Here is a 20,828-nt window from a genome sequence, read left to right as displayed (position 1 = left end):
AAATAACAAAATACTACTTCTTATTTGTCCCAAGTTTTAATCCCTTTTCGTTTTAAATCATTAAACACACGACGCTCGACAAAACGATTGAAGCGCGTCACAAAGCCATCCGACTGGGCAACCGGACGGACTAAAATCGTGTACAGTTTTTGACGTTTTGCACCCATGACATCTGTTAATAGTTGATCGCCTACCATCACGACTTCTTCACGCTTTAATTTTAAGCTTACAAGTGCTTGGTAAAAGCCACTGCCTAGTGGTTTTTTCGCTCGATGAATATACGGAATACCTAAAGGCTCCGCAAAGCTTTTTACACGTTCCTCGTTATTATTGGATGCAATCACAATACGAATACCAGCTTCTTGCATCATTTTAAACCACGCTGCAAGTTCTTCTGTCGCGTCGGCACGATCCCACTCGACTAGTGTATTATCTAAATCTGTAATTACGCCGCGTATTCCTTGTGCTTTTAGCTTTTCAGGTGTTATTTCGTATACTGTCGATACAAATTCATCTGGCAATAAGAAATTATACAAACCAAAATCTCCCTTACGTTCATAATTTAACATTATAACATATTTGCAAACGCTTCACCCATACGAATAGGATAGCCTTGTACAACATTTTCATGAAACTCAATTGCATTTTCTTCGAATAACATGACAACTGTTGAACCAAATGTAAAATACCCAACCTCTTCGCCCTTTGTCCAAACGTCTGTTACATTTGTTAACTGAATGGAATTGACAAACGTAGCACCCACTTTAATGAATGCGGCTTGGCGATGCGGGGAATATGCCAGCTCACTAATCATACGATAATTATGGCTAATCGGTTTCTTGCCGTACGTTAAGCCAAGTCGATTGACCGGATACGATTTTTGTCCTAACACATATTGCCGAACTACTTCCGCATCAATTGGGCTATGAATACGATGATAATCAGCTGGACTTAAGTAAAACACAATATATTTTCCGTCTCGGTAGTTCGCTGCCATTCGTTCACTGCCAAGTAAATCGACGAGCGAATAAGGTTTATTTTTTACCGTTAATGTCATACTATCAATAATATCACCAAACGCCTCAATTTTTGCATCGACGGGACTCGCAAATACCGTTGCACCTTGGGCAATGGGACGTGCGTCTAGCTTTAATGAACGGGTAAAAAATTCATGCAGATTTGTAAAACTCTCTATATTTTTTGAAACCTCATCTATGTTAATCTCGTATACTTTACTGTAGCTACGAATAAGCTTTTTACTATATGGTGATGTTGCAATTTTTTTCAAGAAGGCTGAGCTGCCCCTGCCGTTAGTAAGTTCAATCATCCCTTGATAAATTCTTTCTTTCATCCAAGTACCCCCATGATATAATAAAAAGTAATTATAAATGTTATTTCATGTGATGAAAAGTAGTTTTCTTATAATTGATAGAGATCCGCTTTCCATCTTTGTTCATTTCAGAGTATAATAAAATAATAGTAAAGTGCAAAGGAGTGTTTCCTATGTTTCTTCTCCACAAGGTCGATGTCACCTTGAAGAAAATTAAATCAAACGTTGCCAATTTAATTACAATATTAAACATGTCGTTTGGTGGAGCTGCCATTATGGCCACATTAAACGAGTTGTATAGTTATAGTGTTTTATTTATTTTTATTGCCGCGTTTTTAGACCGCTATGATGGCAAAGTAGCAAGAAAATATAATCAAGAATCCGAATTAGGAAAACAGCTTGATTCGATGGGCGATATTATATCGTTCGGTGTAGCCCCAGCCCTATTAATGTATGAAATCGCATTAATGGATTTTGGTGTTGCCGGAATGTTTATGACGATTTTATACATCGCTTGTGGTGCGCTTCGCTTAGCTCGCTTTAACGTAATGGAATCGACTGGCTATTTTGTCGGTTTACCTATTACCGCTGCTGGTACACTGCTTACCTTTTCATTCTTCTTTGCACATGTTGTGTCACCGGTCTTTTACATGTTTTTCTTCCCGGTTTTAGCTATCCTAATGATTAGTACATTCACATTAAAGAAAGTCTAATAGGAAGAGGTGTTCAGAAAGTGAAGACTGTTCGGACACCATCTTCGTCGCAAAAAAGCCGTCTTAAATTGTCTTTTAGACGGCTTCTTTCATTTTACGCCACCTTTCGACATATACTGAAAAAAAGGAAAGGATGGCTGTTGTGGGCATCATGCTTTCACTTCTTCAGCTGTGGCTAGACTTCCCTTCACTTGTTGGTTATTTAAAGGGGCAGGCATTTTCTAAACCGCTCACACGCGAAGAAGAACAGCAAGTACTTGAACGTTTTTTAGCAGGCGACGAGCAAGCACGACTTGAATTGATCGAACGCAATATGCGACTTGTTGCACACGTTGTAAAAAAGTTCCACCCGCCGCATGAGCAATTAGATGACTATATTTCAATCGGCACAATTGGCTTAATGAAAGCCGTAGCTAGTTTTACGCCAAACAAAAAAACACGGCTCGCCACTTATGCTGCACGTTGTATCGAAAATGAGATTTTAATGCATTTACGTGCACAGAAAAAAGTACAAAAAGATGTGTCTTTATTCGAGCCTATTGGTATAGATAAAGACGGGCAAGCATTGCAAATTCGAGATTTACTTCAATTCGATGAAAAACCAACGATTGAACAAATCGAAGAACGCGAACGCCATCAACAACTCTATAAATATTTACAAGTATTGGATGCGCGAGAACTTGAAATTATTAAGTTACGTTACGGGTTAAACAACATCAGACCGTTAACACAAAAAGAAATTGCTAATCAGCTTTCTATTTCAAGAAGCTATGTATCTCGTATTGAAAAACGAGCACTTGTCAAACTGTATCAACAATTTAAGCATCAACAAACCTAAAAAGCGCATTTAAAGCTTTGGCTTTAAACGCGCTTTTTTTTAATATTTACTTTCTGCTACATCTGCCGTAATGAGTAACATTAGTACGGCTGTAATTCCCATTGCTATTGTCATTAAAAAAACCATGCTTTATGCCTCCTCCACGCACTCATTTTATCCCGCTTTATGGCGCAGTAATTGATATCATCGTATCATGTCAGAGAAAAAAAGACTGTGAGTTTTTTAACACTTTACCTTTCTTACCTAAAGCTTTTCGATCGCTTTTAATACAATCGCTGTGGAGTGCTTCGCTGCGACTGGTAAAAACTCGTCAAAGCTAATGTTGGACTCTTTGCCCGCAATATCAGATAATGCGCGAATCACAACGAACGGCGTGCCAAACTGATGGCAAACTTGGGCCACTGCCGCTGCTTCCATTTCAACCGCTTTCATTTGTGGGAAGTATTCGCGTACTTTCTCAACACGGACAGGATCATTCATAAATGAGTCACCCGAACAGATTAAACCAACACCATATTGGTGCTCCCCTACTTCCATAACCGCCTCTTTCGCGACTTCCATTAATTTTGCATCCGCTTGAAAACCAGCCGGCAGTTGAGGCACTTGCCCCATCTCATAGCCGAAAATTGTGACATCGACATCATGATGACGTACCTCATCTGAAATCACAACAGCCCCTACTTCTAACGCTGGATCATAGCCCCCTGCTGAGCCTGTATTGATGACAACATCTGGCTTGAATGTATCCAGTAAAATTGTTGTAGACATGGCTGCATTCACTTTACCAATTCCACTTTTAAGAAGAATGACTTCTTTTCCTTCATAAGTACCTGTTGTATACTCGCTATTTGCAATTGTTTGCGTTTCTGTATTTGTTAGTGTGTTACGTAGAAGCTCTACTTCTTGCTCCATTGCACCGATTACAGCAATTTTCATTCGTCATTTCCTCCATTTCAAAACACTCTACTTAACATAATCAATCGAAGCAAACTATGTCAAGTTAATATGTCCCATCGAGCGTATTTAGCACCTCAACTTGTATTGGTTTCCAACCTTGTTGCTCTACCCATTCAATCGCCACGCGGTATTTTTGCACTTTATCATTTGATGAAATGACAGCGATAGCGGATTGTGCATTCCCATTATTTTTGACCGACCAAATGATTGCTTCTTGTTCGTTGATCGGTACAACGGAAAAAATAGCCCCTAATTTTTCTTGATAGTCAATATCATTTGTGTCAAAAGTCGAACGATGCTCACCTGTTTGTGCCGTCGCATATGGCTGCCATGTTTCACTTGTCCAGACTTCATCAACAAGTGGATTGTCTGATGCATTGACGACGTTTGATTGGGGATTATTTTCTAACGTCTCTTCTTCTTGCACTTCTGGTTCATCCACATTACTTGGCTCTGATGGCTCTTTCGTTGTTTCTTCCGTTTCATCTACTACGCTAGAAGATTCGTTTTCTGTTTCTGAAGACGTTTCCTCCGTTTGTACTTCTTCAACTACCTCATCATCATCCTGCATTGTAAAAATTATAAATAAACTAATCACAATTAGCGCCGAAACAAGTGCAATTAAATAATTTAAAACACGGTTCATTTTATCTTCTTTCCGTCTCTTCGTACGTGTATTTTCTTGAGAACGGTTTAAATACTTCATTTCCTTTTTATCCATGTAGCTCCCCCTTACATCTCACTATTTTATCAATACTCACAACTGTTGCCTATTAGAAAGCTTAACTCTCCTACTGAAAATAATTGCTCCTATCAAGCATTAAAAAAGTTGTTCCTGCTTAACGACAGAAACAACTTTTTACTATTATTTAATTTCTAAAATAACTACTTCCATATCTCCGCCTGGTGTTGTCAGCTTTACTTTGTCGCTGACTTTATGACCCATTAATGCTTTTGCCATTGGTGAGTCATTTGAGATACGGCCTTCTGCTGGATCTGCTTCTGCAGAACCGACAATTTTATATGATTCTGGCTCGCCCTCTGGTTCGCCATCTTCTAATACGTCAAATGTTACCGTACGACCAAGTGATACTAAAAGCTCTGTATCATCATTTTGTTCGTCAGAAATGATTAAGGCATTACGAAGCATCGATTCAATCGTTGAAATACGACCTTCTACAAAACCTTGCTCTTCTTTAGCTGAATCGTACTCTGAGTTCTCTGAAAGGTCACCGAAAGAACGTGCGATTTTAATACGCTCTACTACTTCTTTACGTTTAACCGTTTTTAAAAATTCTAATTCTTCTTCTAATTTTGCTTTCCCGTCTAACGTCATTGGGTATTGTTTTTCGTTCGACAAAATACTCACTCCTTCATCATGCTTGAAAACATTACTATACACCTTAAATTTTAAAATGCAATCGTTTTCTTTTTAAAATAGTCGTCTACATAAGCATAAAACCCGACTACTAGCTATGTATATGATAACGCACGTCCAAAAAGACATGCGTTATGTTTCATGCTTGTAATCGAATTTTATGTGTATGTTTATGAATCATTACTTTGTCTTTATACAAATATAATGAAATGAAAAATAATGTCAATACCAATCCATCATATTATACATTCGAATCAGTTTCAAGAATTGTTTTAATTTTTGTAACCATTAAATCGATTGCCACACCATTATCTCCACCTTCAGGGATAATGACATCTGCATAACGCTTTGTCGGTTCAATAAACATATTATGCATTGGACGAACGGCTGTTAAATATTGTTCAATGACGGAATCTGCTGTACGTCCTCGCTCTTTAATATCCCGCTCAATCCGACGAATTATACGTAAATCGGAATCCGTATCTACAAATAGTTTAATATCCATCAATTCCCGAAGGCGCTCATCATCTAATACTAAAATTCCTTCTATGATGATCACGTCTTTCGGTTCAACATTAATCACATCTGTAGAGCGTGTATGCTGCACATAATCATATACCGGCTTTTCGATTGGTTGACGATTTAATAACGTATGAATATGCTCAATTAATAAGTCAGTATCGAACGCTAACGGATGATCGTAATTTGTGTTTAAACGTTCTTCAAATGTCATATGACTTTGATCTTTATAGTAATAATCTTGCTCAATCACGACAACGGAATGATCACGGAACACTTCATAAATGGCACGCGTCACACTTGTCTTTCCTGAACATGATCCACCGGCAATGCCAATGACTACTGGACGCTTACTCATTACTTTTTGTTCTCCTTACGCATCATATTAAATTTCGAAAGCGGTCGATCTACTTTGAATTTTAAAATTTGTAGTGGATGACGCGCGACATCTAACTCATTGCCTTCTTCATCCCAAAGTTGGCCTACTGTCATTTGGAATGTTTCGATATCTGGACCAAAGAACTCCACTGTATCGCCCGGCTTAAAGTAGTTACGTTGTTCCATTGTTACCATCTGTGTTGCAGCATCATAATCAAGCACAAGTCCTGCAAAATCCCATTTTGGTTTTGATGCATGGAAACCGAACATTTGCTGCTTATAACTTGGCTCAGACTCAAAGAATGCAGAAGCTGTTGCACGGATGGCACAGCGCGATAATTCTTCTAACCACTCTTTTTTAATTTGGAAGTTTTCAGGGTCTGCACAGTATGCATCAATCACTTTACGATAAACAGAAATAACTGTTGCTACGTAGTGAATGGATTTCATACGCCCTTCCACTTTTAACGAATCAATACCAAGCTCAATCATATGTGGAATCGATTCAATTAATTTTAAATCTTTTGGACTCATCGCAAACGGTGCATCGCCTTCAGTAAATAACGCTACTTCCTCACCGTCTTTATTTTCATATAAGTCATAGTCCCAACGGCAAGACTGACAGCAACCACCACGGTTCGAGTCACGCGCTGTCATATGGTTGGATAGTACACAACGGCCAGAGTAAGCGATACACATCGCACCATGTACGAATGCCTCGATTTCAATATCGACTTCCTCTTTCATTTTGCGCATTTCCTCTGCACCGACTTCACGTGCGAGTACAACACGGTGTAGACCTTCATCCTTCCAATACTTTACCGCTTTCCAGTTGGATAGTGATTGCTGTGTTGAAAGATGGATTTCAAGCTTTGGTGCAACACGACGGCATGTTTCGATAATTAGTGGATCCGCTACGATAATGCCCGTTACGCCTGCTCCTTCAATTGCTTGTAGGTACTCTTCCAGACCTTCCATGTTTTCGTTATGCGCGAAAATATTTGTTGTCACGTATACGACCGCACCATATTTTTTCGCAAACTCCACACCTTCAGCCATCTCTTCGATTGTGAAGTTATCCGCATTCGAGCGTAAACCGAATTCCTGACCACCAATAAATACAGCGTCAGCACCGTAATGAACGGCTACTTTTAATTTTTCAAGACTTCCAGCAGGCGCTAAAAGCTCAGGCTTTTTCGTAATGACTGTCTTGCCATCAATTGTTTCACGAATTTTTTCGTTTTGAATTAACTGTAACATATTCGCCGCTCCTTTCTAGTACACTGTTTCCTTGAAGATAAAGCCAGTATCAAGCGGGCGTAATGCTGGTTGAATTTCTTCAATTTGTGAAAGTAAATCGTCTTTAATATTTTCGTATGCTTCTTCGCCTTGATCGAAATACGCATCGATCGCTTGACGATATAAGCTTGTTACTTTAACAATGTAGTCATACGACTGCAATACGCCATCGAATTTTAAAGAATCGATGCCTGCTTCAAATAATTCGCCCAACTCGTCAATGATACACATATCATTTGGTGAAAAAATATGCGTACCGTTCAAATCTTCGTAAATCGGGTATTTGTTTTTACGCTCTTTATCATGTAAAAACATGTTTTTATTTTCTTTGCGATTTTCGATTTCCATCGCTTGATCACGATATAAGAAATAGTTCCCTAAAAGTGAACGCTTTGATTGGAACATACAAGTCATGCCGTGTACTTGTACTTCGATTTCCGCCTTGGCATTTTCTTTAATTTCGGTTACTTCTTCAAATGACAATTCACGGGCAAGTACCGCACGTGTTGCGCCACGCTCCGCCCAATAATTTACTTGGAACCAGTTTGTTGCAATCGTTTCTGGATTCCAGTGAAGCGGAATCGTAATACCTAACTCACGTACTGCCATCACAACAGCCGGATCACCAAATAATAACGCATCAACACCGATACGTTGCATTTCTTTTAAATAGCTATCTAACGCCTCTAAGCGGTCGTTATGGAATAAAGCATTCACGGCTACGTACACTTTCTTTCCAGCTTCGTGCACGATTTTTGTTGCTTCTTCTACTTGGGCTACGGTAAAGTCTCCAGCTAAACGTAAGCCAAATTGTTGTTCACCAATTACAAACGCATCTGCTCCAGCTTTTAGTAAGTCTTGGATATGTTCAACAGATTGCGGTGTTACTAATAATTCAGGTTTTTTCACTGTTGTCACCTCTTCAAACAAATTAGCAAGCCGTCACCAATGGGGAAAAATGCGCTCGTGTAGTCCGGATGCTGCATAATCCAATCGGTAAACGTCTTTAAATTGCGAATCATTGTTCTTTTTCTTCTCGGCACTTCTTTTATATCTAAATCAGATAAACCGTGCATATACATATTGTCAATGTATAATACCCCGCCCGATGGTACAAGCGGTGCATATTTCTCAAAAAACTTTTGGTATTGCCCTTTTGCTGCATCAATAAAAACCGCGTCATACGTAGACTGAACTTGTTCAACATCTACTTCTAACGCATCTCCCTCAATCACCGTAATACGCTCAGCTGCTTCAGAACGGGCAATAAATTCACGGGCATGCGCTACACGTGCCTCATCACGTTCGATTGTGACGATTTGCACATCTGGCAAAGCTTGTGCCATCCGAATCGCTGAATAACCAATCGCTGTACCAATTTCTAATATCGTCTTTGGCTGTTGAATACGCAATAATTGATTTAACGCTTCAATACCAGAGAGCTGCATAATCGGTACATGATGTGCTGCTGCAAACTGCTCCATTTCGAGCAGTAGTGCATTACGTGGTTGAATGAAGGAATGAATATAAGCATCTGATAATTCCATCCAAAAACTCCTTACCATTCACTTTGACAGTTTGTAGGGATTGTTGAAGATGAGAGAGGTAGGCATACAAAAAGAAGGACCAATAAAAGGACCTTTTCTGGTGATAGGTTCACATTGTGCGAAGAAATCAAGACTACCCTGCTCCATTGCTTCAAGACAATCGATACAGTAGTTTAATTAGAAAGACACCTGTCGATTAAACTAGTCAACAGCGTATTCTTTCTTATATGGATTCCCTTAAAAATTTATACTTTCTAATCCACTAAGAAAAGCACAGTCGACGTAGCCATAACGACATACGGCTAATACGAATACCTAGATATCTAAAAAAATCATTACTAATAATAGCACGAAAATAGAAGGAATGCGAATAATCTTTACTCGACTCCTTCTATTTCCAATTGGGTGCTATTGAATATATTTCGCTACATTGCTTAAATGTTCTTCATACGTTTTCGCAAAATGGTTATTCCCTTCTTTATCTGCAAGGAAATATAAATATTGTGTATCACTTGGACTAATCGCTGCTTCTAGCGATATTTTCCCTGGTGAAGAAATTGGCCCTGGCGTTAAACCTTTATGCTTGTACGTATTATACGGATCCTCTACTTCTAAATCTGCATATAGCACACGATCTTTATGCTCACCTAAAGCATATAACACAGTTGGGTCTGTTTGCAGAGGCATATCAATATCTAAACGATTGTAAAATACACTCGCAATCGTTTCACGGTCCGTTTGAGCTGTCGCCTCTTCCTCGAGTAAAGAAGCAAATGTCACAAACTCATGCACAGACATGCCCAGTCCCTCAAAGCCCGCTTTATAATTCATCACCATCGTATCCATCGCAGCAATCATCGTTTCAATAATGGATTCGATTGTTGGTTTTTCCTCATAGAAAGGATATGTCGCTGGATATAAATACCCTTCCAGTGGATAACGCACATTTTCACCTAAAATATCTGTTGTTAATAAATTCGGATACTCCGCCATCATCATTTCAATAAAGGCTTTATCGGTTACTTTTGTCATAAACTCTTCTGCTGTAAAATCTGTTTTTTTCTCAATCACATTAGCTATTTGCTCCAGGTTTAACCCTTCAGGTATCGTAATCGCAAAAAGCGGCTCACGATAAACCTTTCCTGTTTTTAAGCTTTCGATAATTTCATCTAGTGTCATCGCCTTTGTCATTTGATAGTTACCAGCTTGAAATTGTGATTCATTTTTAAACTTTGCATAGTATTTAAAAATACGTGCATCTTTAATAATGCCATTTTTCTCTAAAACTTCGGATATGGATGTGACCCCTGACCCCATTGGAATTTCAACGGCAATTTCTTCTGTTGATTCTGGATCAAGTGGTTTAAGCGCTGATGTAATATAGCTATAAGCCGCAAAGCCGCCAATCGCTACAATTAATAAAAAGATAAGTGCTACAATTGATACAATTTTACGCACGATTTTAACCTCGCTTTTGCGCTCTCTCATTTTTTCAAGCATTTCTTGTTTTTTTGCTTCATTATCCACGGGTTCCCCCCCTTTTTCCCTTTCAATATGATACAAGATTTTTAGTAGAGAGACAAATAAAACATAAGTTCATACTCGTAATGAGGAAAATATATTCTAAAAATACTAGTATGATAAAACTAAAGTATAATGGTAGCCTCCGCGCTTTGCCACAGCCTACATAGGAGCTAAAACAGGCGGGGCCTGTTTTAGCTCCTGTTCCTGCTCCTGACGCTTACGCTTTCGTCGCAAAGAAAATCTCGGCTCCTGTGGCTATGGCGCGCTACGGCAAAAAATGATTACTTCTCGATATACTGGGAAACATTTCTTTTCTTTAAAAGAAATCAATTTCTTTCTATTTGCAAGTATAATTGCTAGCCTCTACCTTAATGAATGAGCATCTTTCTTTATTTTTAGCAACCGATTATTTATGAAACACTAGTTGCTTGTAGTGTAGGCGCGAGACTCCTACGGGAAAAGCGAGACAATCAAGACCCCGCAGGAGTGAGGTACGAACGACGAGGAGGCTTGATCTCGCCCGTGGAAAGCGAGTGCCGGAGCGAAAAGCAACGGTTACTCAAATGGTAATATATATTTGGATATTTACTCATTATAAATTAATATAAAAAAAGCGTAGCTCCAAACTGCTGAGCTACGCTTTTTAGTATGATCAAGCTATACAATTTATTGTTCTTTATCCGTTAAAGAAGTAAGCATTTCTTCTACCATTGCCCATTCTTCTTCCGTTTCAATTGGTACAAGGTCGATAATCATACCGTTTTCATCTGCTTCATAAGCCGAGGCGAAAATTTCTGTTTTTTCTTCATCATCTGCTAATCCATAAAATAAATAGTTTTTGCCGTTTGCTTCAAAGCGATGAAGCACTTGGCATACAATATCTTCTCCGTCTTCACCAGCTACTGTGAAGAAGTTTAATTGATCTTGGTCAAACTCAGCGACAAGTGTATTTAATACTTCCTCTACCATCGCCCACTCTTCTTCCGTTTCTAAATCCTCGAAACTAGCCATCTCGCCATTTTCATCTAATTCGTAACGTAGTGCTGTTATATCTGAAGTACTTTCACCATTTTCATTAATTAATGTAAATAGCACATAGGAATGCTCATCCGTTTCAAAGTTAAATACGACACGACAGCGCTGCTCTTCGCCTGCGTCATTTGTTAAAATAAAAATTTGTTCATCCATATAAAAAACCTCCTTAAATAAGAAAAGCGCAAGCGCCCACTCTAGCCCCGACATGCGTTGGAGAAAGGCTCACAGTGTGTTTGCCACACGAAGAGATTTTCGAAACGTCACGAGGGGCTGGTCCGCTTGCGCTAGACACTCTTTAAACTAGAAAAATTTATACTTTCTTATCTTTTGAAAAAATAAGGAGGAGAGTGCCCCTCTCCCCCTACATCTTATTATTCTGCGTCTTCTTCGCCTAACTCATCTTCACGTTGCGCTAAGAAATCTTCGACGAACTCCCATTCTTCATCTGTTTCAATCGGTAGTAATTCCCCATCTTCACCATTTTCAGATGGTACAAATGCATACGCATGGATTTCGACAAAGCCATCTTCGTCTTCAGAACCTACTAATGAGTATAATACGTAGTTTTTATCAAAGCGCTCAGAATAAACTGTGTCTAAAATCTCACATAATTGCTCCTCGCCATTTTCATCTACTACTGTTAAATAACGTTCTTCAGGTTGTTGTGTCATACAGTAAAACCTCTTTCATATTAGTTTTGGTGCCTGTCGCTTCGCTTTCGGCACAGAAAATTTTCGCCCGTGTCACTCCGCTTTCGGAGCATAAAACTTTTACCCCTGCCACTTCGTTTTCAGGGCATAAAACTAAATTGATTGAGCCTGCTCAATCAATTTAGTTTTTACTGTCAAGGTATCCTTGGAGGATCATGACAGCAGCCATTTTATCAATGACTTGTTTGCGCTTTTTACGACTAACATCTGCTTCAATTAGCATACGTTCTGCAGCCATTGTTGTTAAACGCTCGTCCCAAAGCTTTACTGGTAGCCCAAACGTTTCCTCTAAAAGCTTTTTATAGTTTTCAGAAGCTTCACCGCGCGGGCCCACTGTGTTATTCATGTTTTTCGGATAGCCGACAACAAACTCTGTTACAGCATACTCCTTTACAAGCGCTTTAATGCGTTCAATGCCAAATTCGCTTGCTTCTTCATCAATTTTCACAGTTTCGATTCCTTGAGCTGTCCAGCCAAGCGCATCGCTAATTGCAACGCCGACAGTTTTCGTGCCAACGTCTAATCCCATAATTCTCATTTGTTCGCCTCGGTATTCTTCTTAATATAAAATTTTACGAGCTCTTCAAGAATCTCATCACGCTCGAGCTTGCGAATTAAATTACGTGCGTCCTGGTGGCGAGGGATGTATGCCGGATCACCAGATAATAAATAACCGACGATTTGATTGGTTGGATTATACCCTTTTTCCTCTAGTGCCGAATACACCTTTAACATAACTTGTTTTACTTCTTCTTCCATTGATTCTTCTGGAAAATTAAATTTCATTGTTTGATCAAAAGAACTCAAGAATCCGCACCTCGCTTTCAGAAATAAGGAGATGGACATACATGCATACATCCATCTCCACTTATTCTCATTATAACCGAACTTTTCCCTTAATTAAATGGATTTAACGTAATCATACACAGAATTTAATGCTTCTTCAAGTTTTGACGCTTCTTTTGCACCAGCCATCGCCATATCGGGACGACCGCCACCTTTACCGCCACATTGTTCTGCCACTGATTTCACGATATTCCCCGCATGGTAATCACCGCCGACGATATCTTTCGTTACACCAGCGCAAAGCATTACTTTATCATCTGCAGCAGCGCCTAATACAATAACCGCTTTTTCCATTTTTTCTTTTAAATCGTCCATCATTTGACGAAGTTGATTGTTGTCTTTTGCTTCTACTTTTGTCGCAAGTACTGTGACATCACCAATCTTTTGTGCTGCATCTAGCACTGCACCCGCTTGTGCATTCGCAATTTTTTGTGACAAGGATTCATTTTCACGTTGTAATTCTTTATAGTCCGCCTGTAAGCTAGCTACACGAGTCGCTACATCTTTAGGGTTTGCTTTTAATAGGCTTGCCGCTTCAGCAAGAATTGCTTCTTCTTCTTTTACAGCGAAGTAAGCTGCTTTACCTGTAACCGCTTCGATACGGCGAGTACCTGCGCCAATACCACCTTCAGATACAATTTTAAAGAAGCCAATTTCAGATGAGCGTGCTACGTGTAAACCACCGCAAAGCTCGATGGAGTAATCCGATACTGCTACGACACGCACAACATCCCCGTATTTCTCACCGAATAGCGCCATTGCGCCCATCGCTTTCGCTTCGTCGATTGGCATTTCACGAATGATTACTTCGATATCTTCCCAAATTTTTTCGTTTACCGCACGCTCTACTTGTGCCAGCTCCTCTTTTGTCGCTGGACCGAAGTGAGAGAAGTCGAAACGTAAACGGTCTGGACCTACATATGAACCCGCTTGTGCAACATGGTCACCTAACACATCTTTTAATGCACGGTGCATCAGGTGAGTTGCTGTATGATTTTTCAGGATTAACGTACGTTTTTCACGATCAACAGATGCTGTCATCTCGTCACCAACGTGCATTTCACCAGATTCCACTACAACTGTGTGAAGAGGCTGACCATTTGGTGCTTTTTGTACATCTTTAACGATTGCTTTAAAGCCATCCGCCTCGATGACACCTGTATCCGCGATTTGACCACCCATCTCCGCATAGAATGGTGTGTTCGATAAAATGACTAATGCTTCGTCACCTTCAGATGCTGTGTTCGTTTCTTGACCACCTACAACGATTGCCGCGATTGTACCGCGCGCTTCCATTGCATTATAAATATAAGTTGATTCTTGCTTTAAGTTCGCAAGCACTTCACTTTGAACTTGCATTGAGTCAACATCTGCACGTGCATTACGAGCACGTTCACGCTGTGCTTCCATTGCTACTTCAAAGCCTTCATGGTCAACTGTCATGCCTACTTCTTCTGCGTATTCTTCTGTTAACTCGATTGGGAAACCGTACGTATCGTATAAACGGAATGCATCCGTACCTGGAATCACTGTTTCACCTTTCGCTTTTTGGCTTTCTACTACTTCGTTGAAAATAGATAGACCGCCATCAAGTGTTTCGTGGAAGCGTACTTCTTCGTTTTTAATGACACGCTGAATGAACGCACACTTTTCCGTTACTTCTGGGTAGAAGTCTTGCATAATTTCACCAACAGTTGGCACTAATTCAAACATAAATGGCTTTTCGATGCCGATTTGTTTTGCATAACGTACTGCACGACGCAGTAAACGACGTAATACGTAGCCGCGCCCTTCATTTGATGGAAGGGCACCGTCACCGATAGCAAATGCCACTGTACGAATGTGGTCTGCAATCACTTTAAATGGTGTGTTAATATCTTCTGTTGAACCAAAAATTTCAGATAAGTTCACTTCATGTGGACGTTTGTATTTGCGATTTGCAAATTCTTCTGTTTTTTCAATAATTGGCATGAAAAGATCTGTATCGAAGTTTGTTGGTACGTTTTGTACAACAGAAACGATACGCTCTAAGCCCATCCCTGTATCAATGTTTTGCTTTGGTAGTGGTGTATATGTGCCGTCTGGGTTATGGTTGAACTGTGAAAATACTAAGTTCCAAATTTCCAGGTAACGCTCGTTCTCACCACCTGTGTACATTTCTTCTTCAGGTGTACCTACACCGTATTCTTCCCCACGGTCATAGAAAATTTCTGAGTTTGGACCAGATGGACCTTCCCCGATATCCCAGAAGTTCCCCTCTAAACGAATTAAACGCTCCTCTGGAATGCCGATTTCGTTATGCCATACATCGTACGCTTCTTGGTCTTCTGGATGTAATGTAATCGATAATTTTTCTGGATCAAAGCCCATCCATTTTTTATCCGTTAAAAATTCCCATGCAAAATGAATCGATTCTTTTTTAAAGTAGTCACCGATTGAGAAGTTCCCTAACATTTCAAAGAATGTATGGTGACGCGCAGTTTTACCCACGTTTTCGATATCGTTTGTACGAATCGATTTTTGCGCATTTGTAATACGTGGATTATCTGGAATGATACGACCATCGAAATATGGTTTTAATGTCGCAACCCCTGAGTTAATCCATAATAATGATGGGTCATTAATTGGCACAAGTGGTGCTGATGGTTCATGATGATGATTTTTTTCTTTAAAGAATTCTAAATACAGACGACGAATTTCTGAAGCTTTCATTGTTTGTTTCCTCCTTGAATTTCTACATATGATGATTTGATAGGCATATCCATGACATTTTTCCAATCCGCAAATAAAAAAAATCCCCGCCCCTAAATAAGGGACGGAGATGATTATATCTACGTGGTACCACCCTAGTTCACAAAACGACAAACGCCTTGCATCTCTAGCACTTGTAACGTAAGTGAACGGCAGGAATTAGCTGCACTCTGGAGTAGCTTTCGGTTGCGACTTGTGGAGGTTTTTGCAGCCTAAGAAACCTCTCTCTCAAACACGTGTCATCAACGTACTTTTTCCATCAATGTGTTGATTATTATTCTGCTCTTGATTATATAAAATGGCACTTATAGTGTCAATGAAAGAGAGAAAAAAATATACACTAATATTATAAAACAGCTGACTTCTGTTATACTATCAATAATTTGGCTAAAGGAGTGTTAGTATGGCTTATTTATTACAAGTGGATTTTAAAATGGACGGCCCTTTTGGTGAAGAAATGTCACAAGCCTTTCAAGATTTAGCACGTAGTATTAATGAGGAAGAAGGACTTATTTGGAAGATTTGGACAGAAGATGCTGCAGCAAAAGAAGCGGGTGGCGTTTATTTATTTGAAACAAAGGAAAGTGCAGAAAAGTATTTAACGATGCATTCCGCACGCTTAACAAGTTTCGGTATTACGGATATTCGTGGTAAAATTTTTGCAGTGAATGATGTATTATCTACTATTAATAACGGTCCCATTAAATAACGACGAAAAGAGTCTTGCTATAAACGAAAGCAAGACTCTTTTCAATCTTATCTACTACCTAACTAAATCAGCACCGCTTGTCCCGTTGCGAATTAAACAAACATACCCGCAATCGAAGCAGATAGTAAGGAAGCAAGTGTACCTGCGATGACAGCTTTTAATGCTAGTTTTGCAATTGTTGATCGACGTTCTGGTGCCATTTGGCCGAGACCACCAATTAAAATGGCCATGGAGCTTAAGTTTGCGAAACCACAAAGTGCAAAGCTCACAATCATGGCTGTTTTTGCAGACAATGTATCAATGACAGGTGCGAAGTTTGAATAAGCGACAAACTCATTTAATACTAATTTCTGGCCTATGAATGAACCGGCCTTTACAGCCTCTTCCCAAGGCACACCGATTGCAAAAGCAAGCGGTGCAAAAACATACCCTAAAATATTTTCAAGCGTTAAGTTTTCTAAACCAAATATACCACCGATACCTGATAGAATACCGTTTAATAATGCAATTAAAGCAATAAACGCAAGTAGCATGGCCCCAACATTAACAGCTAACTTTAATCCGTCACCTGCACCTTTTGCAGCAGCATCCACGACGTTTGCTGACTCATCATCACGCTCTAATTTAAAATCAGTATGATCCACTTCCTCTGTTTCAGGTAACATTAATTTTGCTAATATTAAGCCTGCTGGCGCTGCCATGAATGACGCCGCTAATAAATATTCAAGTGGTACACCTAATAAAGAATAACCAACTAACACGGAGCCAGATACCGATGCTAGTCCACCTGTCATAACGGCAAATAACTCCGATTTCGTCATCCTTCCTAAAAATGGTCTAATAACAAGCGGTGCCTCTGTTTGCCCAACAAAAATATTAGCTGCCGCATTGACAGATTCCGTCTTACTCGTTCCTAATAGTTTGGATAAACCACCACCAATTAATTTGATCATAAATTGCATAATCCCTAAGTAATAAAGCACTGAAATTAAGGACGAAAAGAAAATAATAATGGTTAGTACATTGACCGCAAAAATAAATCCAAATGCCTCTACATCAGCTAAACTGCCAAATACGAAATTGACGCCTTCAAAGGCATAACTCACTAATTTTTGAACAGCGTCAGATAACCACAAGAGCGCTTGGCGACCAGTTTCCCATTTCAATACGATGAATGCAAATGTTACTTGAATGGCTAAACCCGCTACAATTGTACGCCACTTAACGGATCGGCGATCACTCGATAATGCGAAAGCGATTCCAAAAATAATGAGAATCCCTGCAATTCCCCAGATGATATTCATAGTTCCACCTTCTCTTACTAAATTGATTTTTGAATATATTGACATACGACAACATACGACCTACAACCCATGTTATCAAATCAAAAAAATGATGTAAAATAACAATGAATTCTAAAATATTTATCAAAAATGAATATTCATGCTGTTAATTAATTTAAGAAAAAGCTTATTCACACACGTCACTTAGTCATTCCACAACACCGATTAACATATTCTCTCCTAAAAAAGAAAAAACAATTACGACAAGTGGTCATAATTGTTTTTCTGTATATTTAAAGGAATTAAAAATAACGAACCCAAAACACTCTATTGTGAATAATCAAATAAGACCACATTTAGTTAGACGAATTTTTTGCTCCATTCTCTAACTGTTTTCATCCATAAAATCATATGGCGACACACCATCCATGCCAATCATCGGATGAATATATGGTGCGGTTTCTACATTTAACACTGGCTGCAATTGTAGTGTGTTTTGTACTTCTTTAATCGGCTGCGTTTCAGTTGCTTTCTCTACGTTTTCTTCTACTATAGCCTCCACTTCCTCCATCGTCATAGGGTTAAGACGTGCCTTTAAGCTTGTCAAACGCGTTAAATCATCCGTTCGAGCTAACCCATTTGCTAACACATCTGGCTCCCCACATAAAATGAGAAAGCTTTTTGCTCGCGTAATGCCTGTATATAGTAAATTGCGTCTTAACATTTTTGAGTAGCCCCGCACAACGGGCATAATGACTGTCTGAAATTCAGATCCTTGTGACTTATGAATCGAGCAGCAATACGCTAATGTAATTTGATTTAGATCTGCTCGCTGATACGTTACTTCAATTCCATCAAAATCGACGACGAGTAAATCTTGCTTCTCAATCGTCTCTTTTGCTTTAATGATCGAAATGACTTCACCCATATCACCATTAAATACATTACTCTCAGGCTGATTAACAAGTTGTAGCACTTTATCACCAATCCGGTACACCGTATCCCCAAAGACGAGTTCCTTCCGCGTACCGTCATTCGGATTCACAAGCTCTTGGATTTGCTTATTTAACGCATCAATCCCAGCAGGCCCTTTATACATCGGTGCTAATACTTGCACATCCCGAATCGTCTGCCCTTTACTAACGGCACTTTTCACAATTTGTGTGACAACGCTTGCGACTTGTTCACCCCCCGCTTGAATAAAGGAGCGATCGCTTGTTTTTGTTGTTAATGTATCCGGTACAATCCCTTTTTTAATTTGATGGGCAATTTCGATAATGGTAGACCCATCTGCTTGACGATACACATCGGTCAATTCCACAATGGGCAGTTGCTTGGATGCAAGCAAATCTTTTAATACTTGTCCCGGTCCAACCGGCGGCAATTGATCTTGGTCCCCTACAAACACAACTTGTACATCTTCAGGTAAACTTTTCATGAGTTGATGAGCAAGCCATGTATCAACCATCGACATCTCATCAATAATGACGAGACGTCCTGTAATCTCACGACCAGCTTCTTCATCTTTATCCTCTTGACCTGTAAACCCGAGTAAACGGTGAATTGTCATGGCAGGAAGTTCTGTTGATTCGGCTAAACGCTTCGCTGCACGTCCTGTTGGTGCTGCTAATACAATCGGGAATGGTTCTTCTTTTTGTGCATAATATTTTGGATCCAGCGGTAGCCCATGAAGTTCTGCATATACTTCTACAAGCCCTTTAATCACCGTTGTTTTTCCTGTACCTGGTCCACCCGTTAAAATCATAACAGCTGAGTTAAGCGCTGTTTCAATTGCTTGTGCCTGTGTTGGAGCGTATGTAACATTGTATTGTTCTTCTACTTCGCCAATCGCTTTACGGATTTCATCTTTTGAAAAGTGCGCATGCTTGTTATTTTCTTTCACTAAATCAAGAATTTTAGAGGCGATCCCTACTTCACTAAAGTACAAGGACGGAAGATACAGCCTCGTTTCTTCCCCACAAATTTTGCTTTCTTCCCGCATTTCAATACAGGCTTTGGAAATCGCTTCATACGGGATTTCGACTCGTTGGCTTTGCTCAAGCATCTCTTTTACTTTCGGTAATACATGCTCTGCATCTAAATAGACATGCCCTTCTGATAGTGCAGCATGCGTCAACACATGTAAAATAGCCGCTTTAATCCGGTCAGGATGGTTTCCCGTAATCCCTAGCTTTGCCCCGAGTTCATCTGCTCGTCCAAATCCAACTCCTTCTACATCTTCAATTAATCGATACGGATTTTCTGTTAGTAGTAAAATGGTTTCCTCGCGATAAGCTTGATAAATTTTCATACCGAGCTGTGGACCAAATCCCCATTCATTTAACTGAATCATGACACGCTGAAGTCCAAGATTTTGTTCGACAGCCGCGCGAATTTGTGACTTTTTATCTGCAGATAATCTTGGCACTACGTCCAATGCTTGCGGATCGTCCATAATTGTCTGCAAAGCGTGAACACCTAGTTTTTCTACAATGGTTTCTGCTGTTTTACGCCCAATGCCAGGGAATAAATCACTCGATAAATAATGAACAATGCCTGTTTCTGTTGCAGGTACTTCCTTTTGAAATGTTTCTACTTGAAACTGCAAGCCGTATTTTGGATGTGACTTCATCACACCTGTAAAACGGTACATTTCATCTTCTGTTAGTTGCGGGAAATACCCGACAACGATCATTTCTTTTTCTTTAAAATCAATATTCGTTTCTTGAATTTTCACACGCACAATCGAATACATATTGGATGGGTTATGAAAAATCGACACGATTGGACGGCCTAAAATAAACAGTTTATTGATTTCAAACAAATCGAGGTTTTGCGCCATCCATCCTCGCTCCTTTTCGTAATTTCTTATATATTGGCTCTTCACCAAAATGTGTACTTGACCGCACATTTGGTTACGTCACGCGCTTTCCATGGGCGAGCCTCAAGCCACTTCCTTCGCTACATTTAGAATGTATTTTTGCTCATTATGAGTACATATTTTATCATAC

Annotated in this window: 20 protein-coding genes; 3 read left to right on the top strand and 17 right to left on the bottom strand. The window is 39.6% G+C overall.

Annotation, left to right across the window (positions count from 1 at the left end; all coding sequences use genetic code 11):
• Window positions 1-20: 20 nt before the first annotated feature.
• Window positions 21-569, bottom strand: coding sequence for a YqeG family HAD IIIA-type phosphatase (locus tag AAGS61_RS12660; RefSeq protein WP_391372313.1), 549 nt, complete (start codon window positions 567-569; stop codon window positions 21-23).
• Window positions 569-1,351 carry a phosphatidylserine decarboxylase gene (locus AAGS61_RS12655; protein WP_391372310.1) on the bottom strand — a complete coding sequence of 261 codons (783 nt, stop codon included), beginning with the start codon at window positions 1,349-1,351 and terminating at the stop codon, window positions 569-571. The genes AAGS61_RS12660 and AAGS61_RS12655 overlap by 1 nt, the downstream gene beginning before the upstream one ends.
• 152 nt (window positions 1,352-1,503) lie before the next feature.
• Here AAGS61_RS12655 and pssA point away from each other — a divergent pair, with 152 nt between their 5' ends.
• On the top strand, window positions 1,504-2,043 hold the full coding sequence (gene pssA, locus AAGS61_RS12650; protein WP_391372307.1) for a CDP-diacylglycerol--serine O-phosphatidyltransferase: 540 nt from the start codon (window positions 1,504-1,506) through the stop codon (window positions 2,041-2,043).
• A 151-nt stretch (window positions 2,044-2,194) separates the two neighbouring features.
• A complete protein-coding gene (sigK, locus tag AAGS61_RS12645; RefSeq protein ID WP_391372689.1) occupies window positions 2,195-2,881 on the top strand; it encodes an RNA polymerase sporulation sigma factor SigK in 687 nt (228 codons plus the stop codon).
• A gap of 243 nt (window positions 2,882-3,124) precedes the next feature.
• Here sigK and mtnN read toward each other — a convergent pair whose 3' ends face one another.
• From mtnN to alaS, 13 genes are all read right to left on the bottom strand, one after another.
• Window positions 3,125-3,817, bottom strand: a complete 693-nt coding sequence (gene mtnN / locus AAGS61_RS12640) for a 5'-methylthioadenosine/S-adenosylhomocysteine nucleosidase (protein ID WP_391372304.1) — start codon at window positions 3,815-3,817, stop codon at window positions 3,125-3,127.
• A gap of 64 nt (window positions 3,818-3,881) precedes the next feature.
• Window positions 3,882-4,559 (bottom strand): YrrS family protein, encoded by a 678-nt coding sequence (locus AAGS61_RS12635; protein ID WP_391372301.1) that lies wholly within the window; start codon window positions 4,557-4,559, stop codon window positions 3,882-3,884.
• 144 nt (window positions 4,560-4,703) lie between these two features.
• Window positions 4,704-5,198, bottom strand: coding sequence for a transcription elongation factor GreA (greA, locus tag AAGS61_RS12630; RefSeq protein ID WP_391372298.1), 495 nt, complete (start codon window positions 5,196-5,198; stop codon window positions 4,704-4,706).
• 259 nt (window positions 5,199-5,457) lie between these two features.
• Window positions 5,458-6,093, bottom strand: coding sequence for a uridine kinase (udk, locus tag AAGS61_RS12625; protein WP_391372295.1), 636 nt, complete (start codon window positions 6,091-6,093; stop codon window positions 5,458-5,460).
• Complete coding sequence (locus AAGS61_RS12620; protein ID WP_391372292.1) at window positions 6,093-7,373, bottom strand: peptidase U32 family protein; 1,281 nt, start codon at window positions 7,371-7,373, stop codon at window positions 6,093-6,095. The genes udk and AAGS61_RS12620 overlap by 1 nt, the downstream gene beginning before the upstream one ends.
• 15 nt (window positions 7,374-7,388) lie before the next feature.
• Window positions 7,389-8,321, bottom strand: coding sequence for a peptidase U32 family protein (locus AAGS61_RS12615; RefSeq protein ID WP_391372290.1), 933 nt, complete (start codon window positions 8,319-8,321; stop codon window positions 7,389-7,391).
• A 5-nt stretch (window positions 8,322-8,326) separates the two neighbouring features.
• Window positions 8,327-8,959, bottom strand: a complete 633-nt coding sequence (locus AAGS61_RS12610; protein WP_391372287.1) for an O-methyltransferase — start codon at window positions 8,957-8,959, stop codon at window positions 8,327-8,329.
• 408 nt (window positions 8,960-9,367) lie between these two features.
• Window positions 9,368-10,486 (bottom strand): endolytic transglycosylase MltG, encoded by a 1,119-nt coding sequence (gene mltG / locus AAGS61_RS12605; protein WP_391372285.1) that lies wholly within the window; start codon window positions 10,484-10,486, stop codon window positions 9,368-9,370.
• A 663-nt stretch (window positions 10,487-11,149) separates the two neighbouring features.
• Entirely contained in the window at window positions 11,150-11,671 is a 522-nt protein-coding gene (locus tag AAGS61_RS12600) for a DUF1292 domain-containing protein (protein WP_391372282.1), read from the bottom strand.
• Between the two features lie 218 nt (window positions 11,672-11,889).
• Window positions 11,890-12,189 (bottom strand): DUF1292 domain-containing protein, encoded by a 300-nt coding sequence (locus AAGS61_RS12595; protein WP_391372279.1) that lies wholly within the window; start codon window positions 12,187-12,189, stop codon window positions 11,890-11,892.
• Between the two features lie 160 nt (window positions 12,190-12,349).
• Window positions 12,350-12,766, bottom strand: coding sequence for a Holliday junction resolvase RuvX (gene ruvX / locus AAGS61_RS12590; protein WP_391372276.1), 417 nt, complete (start codon window positions 12,764-12,766; stop codon window positions 12,350-12,352).
• Window positions 12,763-13,035, bottom strand: coding sequence for an IreB family regulatory phosphoprotein (locus AAGS61_RS12585; RefSeq protein WP_391372274.1), 273 nt, complete (start codon window positions 13,033-13,035; stop codon window positions 12,763-12,765). Before AAGS61_RS12585 ends, ruvX begins: the two co-directional genes overlap by 4 nt.
• Before the next feature lie 93 nt (window positions 13,036-13,128).
• Window positions 13,129-15,786 carry an alanine--tRNA ligase gene (alaS, locus tag AAGS61_RS12580; protein ID WP_391372271.1) on the bottom strand — a complete coding sequence of 886 codons (2,658 nt, stop codon included), beginning with the start codon at window positions 15,784-15,786 and terminating at the stop codon, window positions 13,129-13,131.
• A gap of 442 nt (window positions 15,787-16,228) precedes the next feature.
• On the opposite strand from alaS, the gene AAGS61_RS12575 reads away from it, so the two are divergent.
• Complete coding sequence (locus tag AAGS61_RS12575; protein WP_391372269.1) at window positions 16,229-16,534, top strand: monooxygenase; 306 nt, start codon at window positions 16,229-16,231, stop codon at window positions 16,532-16,534.
• A 92-nt stretch (window positions 16,535-16,626) separates the two neighbouring features.
• Here AAGS61_RS12575 and AAGS61_RS12570 read toward each other — a convergent pair whose 3' ends face one another.
• Window positions 16,627-17,838, bottom strand: coding sequence for a NupC/NupG family nucleoside CNT transporter (locus AAGS61_RS12570; RefSeq protein ID WP_391372266.1), 1,212 nt, complete (start codon window positions 17,836-17,838; stop codon window positions 16,627-16,629).
• Window positions 17,839-18,202: 364 nt separating this feature from the next.
• Complete coding sequence (gene recD2 / locus AAGS61_RS12565) at window positions 18,203-20,659, bottom strand: SF1B family DNA helicase RecD2 (protein WP_391372263.1); 2,457 nt, start codon at window positions 20,657-20,659, stop codon at window positions 18,203-18,205.
• Window positions 20,660-20,828: the final 169 nt, after the last annotated feature.

The organism is Lysinibacillus sp. KU-BSD001, from assembly GCF_042920265.1.
Taxonomy (GTDB): domain Bacteria; phylum Bacillota; class Bacilli; order Bacillales_A; family Planococcaceae; genus Lysinibacillus_B.
This window is presented reverse-complemented; position numbering and strand designations above follow the sequence as displayed.

Bases quoted from the DNA above. Each gene is read 5' to 3' on its own strand.
- recD2 (WP_391372263.1), bottom strand. From the start codon at position 20,659: ATGGCGCAAAACCTCGATTTGTTTGAAATCAATAAACTGTTTATTTTA.
- alaS (WP_391372271.1), bottom strand. From the start codon at position 15,786: ATGAAAGCTTCAGAAATTCGTCGTCTGTATTTAGAATTCTTTAAAGAA.
- AAGS61_RS12655 (WP_391372310.1), bottom strand. From the start codon at position 1,351: ATGAAAGAAAGAATTTATCAAGGGATGATTGAACTTACTAACGGCAGG.
- udk (WP_391372295.1), bottom strand. From the start codon at position 6,093: ATGAGTAAGCGTCCAGTAGTCATTGGCATTGCCGGTGGATCATGTTCA.
- pssA (WP_391372307.1), top strand. From the start codon at position 1,504: ATGTTTCTTCTCCACAAGGTCGATGTCACCTTGAAGAAAATTAAATCA.
- AAGS61_RS12610 (WP_391372287.1), bottom strand. From the start codon at position 8,959: ATGGAATTATCAGATGCTTATATTCATTCCTTCATTCAACCACGTAAT.
- ruvX (WP_391372276.1), bottom strand. From the start codon at position 12,766: ATGAGAATTATGGGATTAGACGTTGGCACGAAAACTGTCGGCGTTGCA.
- AAGS61_RS12575 (WP_391372269.1), top strand. From the start codon at position 16,229: ATGGCTTATTTATTACAAGTGGATTTTAAAATGGACGGCCCTTTTGGT.
- sigK (WP_391372689.1), top strand. From the start codon at position 2,195: ATGCTTTCACTTCTTCAGCTGTGGCTAGACTTCCCTTCACTTGTTGGT.
- AAGS61_RS12570 (WP_391372266.1), bottom strand. From the start codon at position 17,838: ATGAATATCATCTGGGGAATTGCAGGGATTCTCATTATTTTTGGAATC.
- AAGS61_RS12660 (WP_391372313.1), bottom strand. From the start codon at position 569: ATGTTAAATTATGAACGTAAGGGAGATTTTGGTTTGTATAATTTCTTA.
- AAGS61_RS12600 (WP_391372282.1), bottom strand. From the start codon at position 11,671: ATGGATGAACAAATTTTTATTTTAACAAATGACGCAGGCGAAGAGCAG.
- AAGS61_RS12635 (WP_391372301.1), bottom strand. From the start codon at position 4,559: ATGGATAAAAAGGAAATGAAGTATTTAAACCGTTCTCAAGAAAATACA.
- mtnN (WP_391372304.1), bottom strand. From the start codon at position 3,817: ATGAAAATTGCTGTAATCGGTGCAATGGAGCAAGAAGTAGAGCTTCTA.
- AAGS61_RS12595 (WP_391372279.1), bottom strand. From the start codon at position 12,189: ATGACACAACAACCTGAAGAACGTTATTTAACAGTAGTAGATGAAAAT.
- AAGS61_RS12620 (WP_391372292.1), bottom strand. From the start codon at position 7,373: ATGTTACAGTTAATTCAAAACGAAAAAATTCGTGAAACAATTGATGGC.